Source organism: Ureibacillus thermosphaericus, assembly GCF_012396605.1.
Taxonomy (GTDB): Bacteria; Bacillota; Bacilli; order Bacillales_A; family Planococcaceae; genus Ureibacillus; species Ureibacillus thermosphaericus.
On the sequence record NZ_JAAXPW010000006.1, the window covers coordinates 92,150 to 103,874 of the forward strand.

10 protein-coding genes are annotated in these 11,725 nt (G+C 35.6%); all 10 read right to left on the reverse strand.

Translation table 11 applies throughout. The features are described from left to right. Nucleotides 1-245: 245 nt before the first annotated feature. On the reverse strand, nucleotides 246-1,181 hold the full coding sequence (gene dnaI / locus HF990_RS04395) for a primosomal protein DnaI (RefSeq protein WP_026018972.1): 936 nt from the start codon (nucleotides 1,179-1,181) through the stop codon (nucleotides 246-248). A gap of 10 nt (nucleotides 1,182-1,191) precedes the next feature. Next, entirely contained in the window at nucleotides 1,192-2,562 is a 1,371-nt protein-coding gene (locus HF990_RS04400; RefSeq protein ID WP_016837144.1) for a replication initiation and membrane attachment family protein, read from the reverse strand. A gap of 19 nt (nucleotides 2,563-2,581) precedes the next feature. Next, on the reverse strand, nucleotides 2,582-3,046 hold the full coding sequence (gene nrdR, locus HF990_RS04405; protein ID WP_016837143.1) for a transcriptional regulator NrdR: 465 nt from the start codon (nucleotides 3,044-3,046) through the stop codon (nucleotides 2,582-2,584). Between the two features lie 318 nt (nucleotides 3,047-3,364). Beyond that, nucleotides 3,365-4,384 (reverse strand): glyceraldehyde-3-phosphate dehydrogenase, encoded by a 1,020-nt coding sequence (locus tag HF990_RS04410; protein WP_016837142.1) that lies wholly within the window; start codon nucleotides 4,382-4,384, stop codon nucleotides 3,365-3,367. A gap of 287 nt (nucleotides 4,385-4,671) precedes the next feature. Next, entirely contained in the window at nucleotides 4,672-5,268 is a 597-nt protein-coding gene (gene coaE / locus HF990_RS04415; RefSeq protein WP_016837141.1) for a dephospho-CoA kinase, read from the reverse strand. A gap of 13 nt (nucleotides 5,269-5,281) precedes the next feature. Continuing rightward, a complete protein-coding gene (gene mutM, locus HF990_RS04420) occupies nucleotides 5,282-6,154 on the reverse strand; it encodes a bifunctional DNA-formamidopyrimidine glycosylase/DNA-(apurinic or apyrimidinic site) lyase (RefSeq protein ID WP_016837140.1) in 873 nt (290 codons plus the stop codon). Between the two features lie 15 nt (nucleotides 6,155-6,169). Then, nucleotides 6,170-8,797, reverse strand: coding sequence for a DNA polymerase I (gene polA, locus HF990_RS04425; RefSeq protein ID WP_168412068.1), 2,628 nt, complete (start codon nucleotides 8,795-8,797; stop codon nucleotides 6,170-6,172). 133 nt (nucleotides 8,798-8,930) lie between these two features. Continuing rightward, nucleotides 8,931-9,353: a hypothetical protein gene (locus HF990_RS04430; protein ID WP_016837138.1), complete on the reverse strand. Its 423-nt coding sequence runs from the start codon at nucleotides 9,351-9,353 to the stop codon at nucleotides 8,931-8,933. A gap of 112 nt (nucleotides 9,354-9,465) precedes the next feature. Further along, nucleotides 9,466-10,515: a protease modulator HflC gene (gene hflC, locus HF990_RS04435; protein WP_016837137.1), complete on the reverse strand. Its 1,050-nt coding sequence runs from the start codon at nucleotides 10,513-10,515 to the stop codon at nucleotides 9,466-9,468. Next, complete coding sequence (hflK, locus tag HF990_RS04440; protein WP_184656213.1) at nucleotides 10,512-11,480, reverse strand: FtsH protease activity modulator HflK; 969 nt, start codon at nucleotides 11,478-11,480, stop codon at nucleotides 10,512-10,514. The genes hflC and hflK overlap by 4 nt, the downstream gene beginning before the upstream one ends. Between the last annotated feature and the right edge of the window lie 245 nt (nucleotides 11,481-11,725).

The window sequence follows — 11,725 nt, forward strand, 5'->3', positions numbered from 1 at the left end:
ATAAAATTTCAGACGAAGCTCTAGGTCGGTGTAACGTACCGAAAACGTTAGCGGATTGTTCCCCGCTAATGCTCCGAGGTAGTAAAGTGTTGCGTCGTACTAGGAAACTTCCAGCCTAGGTTTCCCTCTCTATAAGCCGTTTCACAAACTTCGTGTCCTCTTCACCGCAAAATATTTTTCATCATCATAATGAAAGTATACGCTGAGTTTTTTAGAAATGCAACTATCGAAATAGACAAAGCTTTTTAAAGTCTCCTATTTCTTCCTGTCATTCGAATAGGAAACGTCACGGCTTTAATTCGCTCCATAATTCTTGCCGCTTTCACTACATCCATCTCACCACGAGAAGTTTCTGCTAGATGAATTTCCAATTGTTTATAATCTAAATTCGATGTAATAAAGGTTGGTAGTTGCTCACTCATTCGATAATGTAAAATGGATCCTAAGATTTCATCCCTCGCCCAGCTTGTTAATGATTCTGCACCAATATCATCGAGCATCAACACTGGAGCTTGTTTCACATAATCCACTTTCTCCTGAAGTGTTTGATCGTGGATGGAATTTTTTAATTCCCTTAAAAATTCAGGTACAAATACAAGAACTGACGGGACTTTTAAACTTGCGAGTTCGTTGGCAATCGCACCTAGTACAAAGGATTTCCCAACACCAAACTCTCCATACAAGTAAAACCCTTTTTTCGGTAATTCCCCTGAATTTTTGATATGAGCAACAAAATCAGCTGCATAATTAAGTATTTCAACCCGCGATTCATCATCAATTTCTAAATCTTTCAATGTTGCAGATAATACATCTTTTGGCATGTACATGCTTGAAATCATCGATTCAATTTCTCTGCGTTCATCCTCAATGATTTTTTGTTTGCATCGTTCATATTCAACATCTATGGAATTTTGAGTGATATACAGTTTTGGAACAAACCCTTTTAAATAATTAGTGCATTTTTCTGTCGAACCGCAGTTGCAACATTCGCTCGTTTGGCTAATATATTCATATAGCTTTGCTAAACTGCGTTCAACCATCTCTTTATTAACCACATCATCATGTTCTGCTAAAAATTTTTGAACGTTCGGATGTTCTAAAATTTGATTTCGGATGGCATTGTATCTCTCTTGAAAGGATGGAATTTGCACTTTATTTAAAGATTTTTTGATCGATTCGATGGTTGGTCACCTACCCGTCTACAACTCCAAGTTTTTGCAATATTTTTTTACGTTCTTCTTCAAAGTTAATTTTTTGTTTTGTGGACTGTTCTTCCTCTTTCCGAGGTTCGTTTCGTTTATAGAACCATTCTGGTATCTTTTCTTCCCTTATATTTCTGTATGGCTGTTTTCTATAGTTTAAAGCAGAAGACTTTTTCTCTTCGTTTTCTTGCTTCCACTTATTATATTGATCCCGTTCTGTGCGAGCAAGTTCCATTGCTTCCTTCGCCGTTCGAACATTTTTCCTCATCCAATGGTCCGCAATTCGTTCAACATATTTGCGTGGTAATTTCATGTCTGTAGTTAGCATAACATATTCAAGCAATACATTGACAACTCCGACGGGCATGCCATGTTTCAATATTAAATCTTCTGCTATTTCGACAGAAGATGGTACTGGCTCTTTTCCGTTATTAATGTCTCTTAACACTTGAACGGGTGGGGTCGTTTCAAGGTAATCAATTAACTCTTGTTCTTTCGTTAAAGGCTGATTTTGTATTTCTTGCGGTTTCATTTCAAAAGTTTTTTCAAGTTTCGGCACTTCTTTAGAAATCGTTAATTTATAATAATCTGATGCAGCTTTTTTTAATCTATCTAACGAAATTCGCATTTCATCATCAATCGCTAAAATAACAACCTTCTGCATATCAAGTGGAGAGAATTGATAGAGGAAGGCTATCTTTGCAATCCATTCTTTTACTTCAATTGTAAATACACTGGTAGGAATCAATTGTTCCGATAACCCAGCTTGCAATAAAGCAAAATCAAATTGTTCATAATAGAATGGATAATTGCGATTTTTTGTTTCTAGGTTGGGTTCGATGAATTCTTGGGGAACATTCGTATGAATGGGTTTGTACACATCCATAAATGTTCTTGATACTTCTTTAAAAGAATCCATGTTCATTCGCTTGATGAATCGTTTCCGAAGTTTACGGTATGCTTGTTCTCCAATTTTACTGAAAAGAAACATTGATAATAACGGATCTTGAAAAAATGTCTCTGCATCAAGAGGACGCACTAATTCATATATAAAGAAACGATTTTCTCCTTCTTCTTTTCGATATGTTCTTAATAAACCGATTGCTTCTAATGAAATACGGGCTTGAAACACTTTACCAATCGGCATATCTAACACATTCATTAAATAATAATGATTTAAAGTTTCCCTATGAGCATCTTCACCTTCTGCCCATAAAGTTAAATATAAGCTAATGGGTTCCGGACCAGTAAGTGGCTGATAGAAAAGCGTTAATAGTTGTCGTTCATGGGAAGATAGAGAATGAGGGAGAATAATGTCAAAATGATCCTTCGGTTGAAGCTCTTTATATAAATGAACCAATTTTGCTTTCCCCCTATAACTACTTTTTTGGCTGTCGATTCAATAATTCTGTTAACTCTTGCATAAATACATTAATATCTTTGAATTGTCTGTAAACAGATGCAAAACGAACATAAGCCACTTCATCCACCTTTGCAAGCTCATCCATTACCATTTCTCCAACATCTACAGAACTTACTTCCGAATTTCCTAGTCTTCTTAATTCTTTTTCAATAGAAAAGACGATTTGTTCAAGTTGTTCTAATGATACTGGACGTTTTTCGCAAGCGCGAATTAGCCCTCTTAACACTTTTTCTCGGCTAAATTCTTCCCTGGACCCATCTTTTTTCACTACAATTAATGGCGTTTCTTCTATTTTTTCAAAAGTAGTGAATCGGAAACCGCAAGATTCGCATTCACGACGTCTACGTATCTCTTTATTATCATCAACGGGTCTGGAATCTATGACACGCGTTCCATTGTAATAACAACTTGGACATCTCATAAAAATTTCTCCCTGTCTAGTATATTTATCATTATTATATCAAATAAACATAGGAAGTAACACTTTTCCTAGTACATAATCTCTAATAGAAGATGATAGGTTTTCATTTTAATATACTTCCAACCAAAAATCGAGGTTATTTATAATGAATTTCATTAGAATGATTGCTAGCACTTTCAATGCATATTTTTCGGGAGTTTTGTATATAAATAGTAATGAAAGATTATTTTTACAAGTGATATTACATAACTACAGATTATATAAAAAAGTGTAGACAAAGTCGTTGTCAGACGATGTCTACACTTTATCAACTATTTATTATGCAGTTACCGCTTCAAGTGCTTTTACAACTTTTTTCGTTAAATCAACTACGCGTGCAGAGTAACCCCATTCATTATCGTACCAAGCCATTACTTTAACTTTTCTTGTACCCATTACCATTGTTAATTGTGCATCAATAGTAGATGAATATGTTGTTGTATTGTAATCAACAGATACAAGTGGTTCTTCGCTATAGTTTAGGATACCTTTTAATGAACCTTCACTTGCTTTTCTGAAAGCTTCGTTTACTTGTTCAGCTGTTACATCTTGTTTTAAGTCGACTACTAAGTCTACTAATGAAACATTTGGAGTTGGTACACGAAGAGCTAAACCATGGATTTTTCCTTCCATTTCAGGAATTACTTTACTTAATGCTTTTGCTGCACCAGTCGTAGTTGGAATAATGCTTTGACCACATGCACGAGCACGGCGTAAATCTTTATGCATGTTGTCTAGATTTTTTTGGTCATTTGTATATGCGTGAACTGTTGTCATTAAACCGTTTTCAATACCAAATTGTTCATGCAACACTTTTACAACCGGAGCTAAGCAGTTTGTTGTACAAGATGCATTTGAAATGATGTGGTGTTTTGACACGTCTAATACATCATCATTAACACCCATTACAATTGTTACGTCTTCGTTTTTACCTGGCGCTGTTAAAATTACTTTTTTTGCACCTGCTTCTAAATGAAGAGCTGCTTTTTCGCGATCATTGAATTTACCTGTTGCTTCGATAACTAAGTCTACTCCAAGTTCTTTCCACGGTAATTTTGCAGGATCGCGTTCAGCAATTAATTGAACACGTTTACCGTTGACGATTAAAGCATCTTCCTCATACTCTACAGTTCCATCAAAATGTCCATGAATTGTGTCATACTTAACCATATGTGCTAATGTTTTTGCAGGATAGCTAGCATTAACTGCCACTATATTTAAATCCTCTTGAACAATCGCTTGTCGGAACACCATGCGGCCAATTCGTCCAAAGCCGTTAATTGCAATAGAAACTGTCATTAATATAAGCCTCCCGTTTTACTTCAATTATGTTTACTATTTCTCAATTAGTATAGCACATTATTATAAAAGGTGTACCAATAATTCTAATAATAAAAAAGTTATTATTTTCAGAAAAATAAATGATTAAAGGGAAAATGGTATTACTATGAGAAAATTGTTTAAAATTACCGCTTAAAGTCTAACTTTTCCATCGATTGCTGTTTTCATTACGTGAATGAAATGGAAAAAATTCACTTCACACAATGTTTAGAAATCAATAATTTGATCATCAATCGATGTAAAGCTTAAGAAAGAACTCCCCATTCTTTCAATATATGCTCTAATTGTTTTCGCGTCTCTTCAATTGTTCCATTATTATTTATAACCGCATCGGCTCCTTGTTCCTTCACTGCTAATGGCAGCTGAGAACGAATGCGGGCTTTTGCATCTTCCGCAGTTAATTGATTTCTTTTCATTAATCTTTCCAATTGTACATCTTCCGATACCGTCACGACTAAAATTTTATCAACAAAATGTTGAAGTTTACTTTCAAATAATAATGGAATGTCCATAATGACGGTTTTTTCACCATTAGCGATATATTCATCCCGCTGTCGCAACATTTCTTTCCGAATAGCAGGATGAATAATGCCATTTAACGTTTGACGTTTTTCTTCATCATTGAAGATAATGGATCCTAGCTTTTGCCTATTTAATTCTCCCGTCTCTGTTAGTACCTCTTCTCCAAAAGCTTCAACAATTCTCTTTAACGTTTCGCTGCCAGGTTCCACTACGAGACGAGCCACCACATCTGCATCAACTATTGGCAATCCATATTCTTTTAACATGTTGCTTACTGTACTTTTTCCACTTGCGATACTTCCAGTTAAACCAATAATCATATATAACACCCTTTTAACGTTGACATTTTGGACAATAAACGCTTGTTCTTCCTCCGATAATCATCGATTTCGTACTTGCATTACATGCTGGACAAACCTTTTTACCATACATTTTCAATCGATGCTGCATCCCGCCTGCTTCGCCATTGATATTGCGATAATCAGAGATTGTTGAGCCTCCCCTTTCAATACTTTCAAGTAAAATTTTCTGAATCTCTTCAAATAATGCGATTTTCCGCATTATACTGATTCGCCCAGCCTTTCTCGCAGGATGTATGCCTACTCGAAAAAGCGCTTCCGTTGCATAAATATTGCCGCAGCCGGAAATCACTTGCCCATCCATAATGACTTCCTTTATCGGTTTGTTTTTATATTTAGTAAGCTCACATTTTTCTAAAAAGTAGTTTAATGCAATTTCATCAAAAGGTTCAGGAGCCATTTGTAAAAGAGGTGGGTGCTCATCAATTGTATTTAGCAATCTCAATTCGCCAAATCTACGAATATCTGAAAATATGAGCAACTCACCAGTAGATAGTTGAAATGTGGCATGAATATGATTTCGAAACTTTTCTTCTAAAATTTCATTTTCGTTCTGAACAATAAACCAAGCACCAGTCATTCCTAAATGATTAACGAAAAGATATGGTGTATTATTTTTTTCTAAATCAATAAAGATATATTTGGCGCGGCGAAGCACCTTTTTGATTGTCATGCCGCGCATCTGTTCTTCAAATTCCCTTGGCTCCATATTTTTCACTATGCATTGTTTTCCTTGTTGATGAGCATCACAAACCGTTTTAGATAGGGCAACTTCTAAAATTGTCTTACCTTCTATTTTCGGGGATAGCGCCCGAACAACACCTTCCACTTCTGGTAATTCAGGCATGTCTTCACTTCCTTATTATTTTGCATCGTACCATGTTTCACCATAAGAGATGTCCACTTTTAATGGCACATCAAGTAAAATGGCACTTTCCATCACTTCTGGTACAATTTTTTCTAACTTTTCTATTTCTTCTTTCGGTGCTTCAAAAATCAATTCATCATGTACTTGCAAAAGCAGTTTCGCTTGTAATCCTTCTGAATTCAATCTTGCATCAATATCAAGCATCGCCTTTTTAATGATATCTGCCGCACTACCTTGAATTGGCGTATTCATTGCTGTGCGCTCTGCAAAACTTCTTAAATTAAAGTTTTTGCTCGTAATATCAGGTAAATAACGTCGGCGGTTTAAGATCGTTGTTACATAACCTTTCAATTTTGCTTCTTGCACGATGTTATCCATATATTCTTTTACCCCTGGAAAACTTTCAAAATACTTTTCGATAAATTCTCCAGCTTCTTTTCTTGAAATATCGAGGTTTTGGGATAGTCCATAATCGCTGATTCCATAAATAATTCCGAAGTTAACCGCTTTTGCCGCTCTTCGCATATTAGAAGTAACGTCGTCTTGGGATACATGAAATACTTCCATTGCTGTTCGTGTGTGAATATCCATCCCTTGATTGAAAGCTTCCACTAAATTTTTATCCTTCGACATATGTGCAAGCACGCGCAATTCAATTTGTGAGTAATCGGCGCTAAATAGCAGCCATCCATCATGGGAAGGTACGAATGCTTTCCGTATTTTTCTTCCCTCTTCTAAACGAATCGGTATGTTTTGCAAGTTCGGATCTGTAGAAGAAAGCCTTCCTGTTGATGTTAATGCTTGCATAAAACGAGTATGAACTTTGCTGTCTTTTGGATGAACTTCTTTGATTAATCCTTCAATATAAGTGGATTGTAATTTCGCAAGAGTTCTATATTCTAAAATCAACTGAACAATTTGATGTTCCGACTTTAGTTTTTCAAGTACATCCGCTGCCGTGGAGTAACCTGTTTTCGTTTTCTTTATGACCGGCAATCCTAATTTTTCGAATAAAATTACTCCCAACTGCTTTGGTGAATTAATATTAAATGTTTCACCAGCCAACTCATAAATTTCTGTTTCAAGCTTCGCGATTTTATCTTCTAATTCTTGTCCCATAGTTTCAAGGGTAGAAATATTAACTTTAATTCCTTCGCTTTCCATCTTTCCTAAAATAACAGCCAAAGGTAATTCTAAATCATGGTACAAATCAAACTGTTCATTTTCTTTTAACTTATTTGATACCCGTTCCTTACAGCTCCAAATCGCAAATGCTTTTCGGCAAACATGTTCAGCAAGAACTTCTTCACTTGGTAATGCCCATTTTGCCCCTTTTCCGTAAACAGCTTCGTTGGAACGCACATCTGTATAGCCAAATTCCTTTGCCAATGTGGCTACATCATCACCTGAAATGGCAGGATTGACAATATAAGATGCAAGTAGCAAGTCGAATTCCACGCCTCGCAAATTGATGCCATGACGTTTTAATATACATTGCGCAGCTTTTAAATCCGACATATATTTTTTCTTCGTTTCATCTTCAAAGTAAGATTTTAATCTTTCGCTCTTTTGCAAAACTTCTGTTGGAACGAAAAAGGTATTTGAACCATCTGTAAAGCCAAAACCTAATATATTACATGTATGATAATGCTCATTTTCCAGCTCAACATGAACAGCCATCGTATCAGTAAAAAGATCTTCCGCAATTTCACGAACGATTTTAAATGAAAGGGTAGCTGTTTCTTTTTCTTCAATTTCAAAATCTGATTTTTCGATTAACGATTTAAATTGTAACTCTTTCCATACTTCAAGAACCGCTTCCTGATCTGGACCTGGATAATTTAAATCATTAAGAGAAATTTCAATTGGTGCATTTGTATTAATTGTCGCCAATTGTTTGCTCATTTTCGCTTGCTCTTCATTTGCGATAAGCTTTTCTTTCATTTTTGATTGTTTCATTTCATCGATTTGTTCATATAAATTTTCGATTGTTCCATATTCCTTTAACAATTTAATAGCCGTCTTTTCTCCAATGCCAGGAACTCCCGGAATATTATCAGATGCATCTCCCATAAGACCTTTCATATCGATAATTTGTATTGGAGATAGTCCATATTTTTCCTGAATATGTTCTGGTGTATATTGTTCAATATCTGTCATTCCTTTTCGAGTAACATAAACTTTTACTTTCTCTGTAGCGAGTTGTGTTAAGTCCTTATCACCCGAAACAATGACAACATCGATGTTTTCCTTTTCCGCTTGTCGAGCTAGCGTACCAATGATGTCATCGGCTTCATACATTTCTAGTTCGTATCTTTTGATGCGATAAGCGTCAATTAACTTTTGTAAATACGGAAATTGTTCAGATAATTCCGGCGGCGTTTTTTGACGCCCGCCTTTATATTCTTCAAAAGTTTGATGGCGGAACGTCGTTTTTCCAGCATCAAATGCAACGAGCATCTTCGTCGGTTGTTCTTCTTCTAAAATTTTTTGAAGCATCGTTGTAAAGCCATAAACCGCATTTGTATGAATCCCATTATCATTCGATAATAGGGGTAATGCAAAAAATGCTCGGTAGGCTAAACTATTTCCATCTAGTAATAATAATTTCTCTTTCCCCACTCATTTGCACTCCTTCAACGTATAAATCATCTTCCATTACTTTTACACAGTTAATCCCATTATAAAACACGTATTTGCCGAAATACGACAAATACGTGTTTTTTTCTTAACTTTTATTTAGTTTGCGATCATTTTAATTCGTTTGATTCATTTCTTCGAAATAAAATATTTCTTCATAAATAACTGTCATGATAAAGGCATTCAAGAAGGCAATCACAAGATAAAGGGGCATGCCACCTAATTCAGGCTCCATCCAAGAACGGAAAAATACTTCCACAATCCCTACTTGAGTAAAGTAAAAGATCATGCCAACTCCCACTTGCCAGATGGAGCGTTTATTATCACGATTGTTAAAACGGAACACTTTCTTAAAACTATTTCGAACATCTTCCGCAATAATGATAGAGAAGATGAAGATAATGATAAATAAAACAGGGATATGAAATAATTTAATTTTTAATAAAGCGTAAGGTGTTGAAAAATATAATGCTGTCATACTGCATGCCATCATTACAGCAAGCAATGTGTTTTGAATCCATTTATTTAAACGGTACATCCTTTCGCCTCAATTCTATTATTACTGTATAGTATTATATAATGAGGCTAATAGGTTGATAAAGTTGTAATTATTGCTAATACACTCAAAGGAATAAAATTTCCCTAATCCATTATTCATTTAATCCATTTACTAACTCATTATTTTCAATGTAGCCCGATAATATTTTGGCGTAAGGTGAATCTGAAGGAATAATAATAACTGTATCATCACCAATCGTTTTCTTATAAGTTTCTAATGTCCGATATAATTGATAAAATTCCGGATCTTTTGAGAAAGCTTCGTTATAGATTCTTGCAGCTTCTGCTTCCCCTTCAGCGATAATCAAAGCAGCTTCTTTTTTGGCTGTCGAAATCATTTCTTGCACTCGTCGATCGGTATTTGCCACGATACGATTTTTTTCTGCATCCCCTTCAGATAAATACTTTTGAGCGATCGATTCTCGATCAGAAATCATTCGTTTATAAACAGACTCTTCGTTTTCCTCTGGTAAGTCAGTACGGCGAATGCGAACGTCTACAACTTCTATTCCATAGTTGTCCGTTTGCAATAATTCGTTTACTTTCGTTGTAATTTTTTCTGAAAGGCTGCCCCGATCAGAATTTTCATCATTAATAATATCATCGTAATTGATTTGTCCAAGTTCCGTGCGCAACACCGAATAAATGAACTCTTCCATGCGCGCTTCTGCATTGACTAAGGATCTCGCATTCGTAATTAAAGATTTTGGATCTGTCACACGCCAAACCGCATAGTTGTCAATAATGATTCGTTTTTTATCCAACGTATTGATTTCTTCTTCAGACATGTTATGGATCATTAAGTTTTTCGGTAATGTAGTGACACTTTGAATAAATGGAATTTTCATATAAAGTCCCGGCTGATCCTGATATTTAATGACTTCACCAAATTGGCGAACGACTTTATATTCATTCTCTTTCACAATATATAAATTTGCTAATAAAATTGCAATGACTGCTACTATTACGGTAAGTATGATTGCTAGCTTTCCATATTTTTTCGGATTAAATGATGGCTTTTTATTAATGATTTCAACATTTGGAATATGGTTCGCTTCTTTATTTTTCTTTTCCTTATTTTTCTTTCCAAAAAGGTTGCGGATGAACTTTTCTAAATCCCCGTCATAGTAATTGTTGCTCATTGACTACCGCCTCCTTCTTTACGCTCTTTTTCTGTATTTTGTTGTACAGTTTGAGGTTGTAGCGGCAAATATTTTAATGTTTCTCCGTTATCGTTCATAATGTAAATTTGCGCACCCGGTAATACTTCCTCTAATGTTTCTAACACAAGTCGTTGGCGTGTAATTTCTCGGTTACCAACATATGCATTATAAAGTTTATTGAAAAGGGCTACGTCCCCTTCCGCCTGTTGAATACGTGCTATTTTTTCCCCTTCGGCACGGGAAATGATTGCATCTTTTTCCCCTTGAGCTTCGCTAATTTTTTGGTTTTCATATTTTTTTGCTTCGTTAATTTTAGTATTTTTCGTTTCGCGGGCATCCGTTACAGCTGTGAAGGCAGCACGAACCTCCGCATTCGGCAATTCGACGTCTTTTAGTTTCACTGCCAAGATCGTCACGCCGATATCGTAATCTTCCATGACAGATACTAGTAAGTCCCTTGTTTTTTGCTCGATATCTGCACGTCCATCCGTCAATGCTTCATCAATTGTTGAACTTCCAATAATGGAACGAATCGCACTTGAAGTAGCATGATGTAGAAGCTGTTTAGGGTCTTCGGATTGGAATAAATACTTCACTGGATCAGAAATCTTATATTGTACAACTAAATCGGTGAGCACAATATTTTCATCCCCAGTAATCATTTTCGTTTCGCTATCTTTTGTTACTATTTCTCCATCTTTTGTCGTCTTATAACCGAACTGTAAGCTGTATGTTTCTTTCGAAAGAATTTCTACTTTTTGTACTGGCCATGGCAATTTAAAATGCAAACCGGCATCTGTAATGGTTTCTGTTGCTTGTCCAAACGTGATAACAACGGCTTGCTCTGATTCATCGACCGTATACCAAGTAGTAAATATCGCAATAATACCTATAATTGAAATAATTGCTAGCCCTGTTGTAAGCAACGCTCTTTTTACACTCATAATCTCTCCCTCTCTTTCTTTTCTAAAATTACGTTAGCTAATTTACGTAACATTTACAAATAAAGTTTCACATAAATGAAAAAAATTAATAAAATTATTGTCTTATTATTAATATAAGTTAATCGAGTAGGAGGGAGCGATTAACTCCCGTCCTCTCACACCACCGTACGTACGGTTCCGTATACGGCGGTTCAATTAAGATGATTGACGCAAGTCTTTATAACTTCCGTGAATAGCTGTTCTCT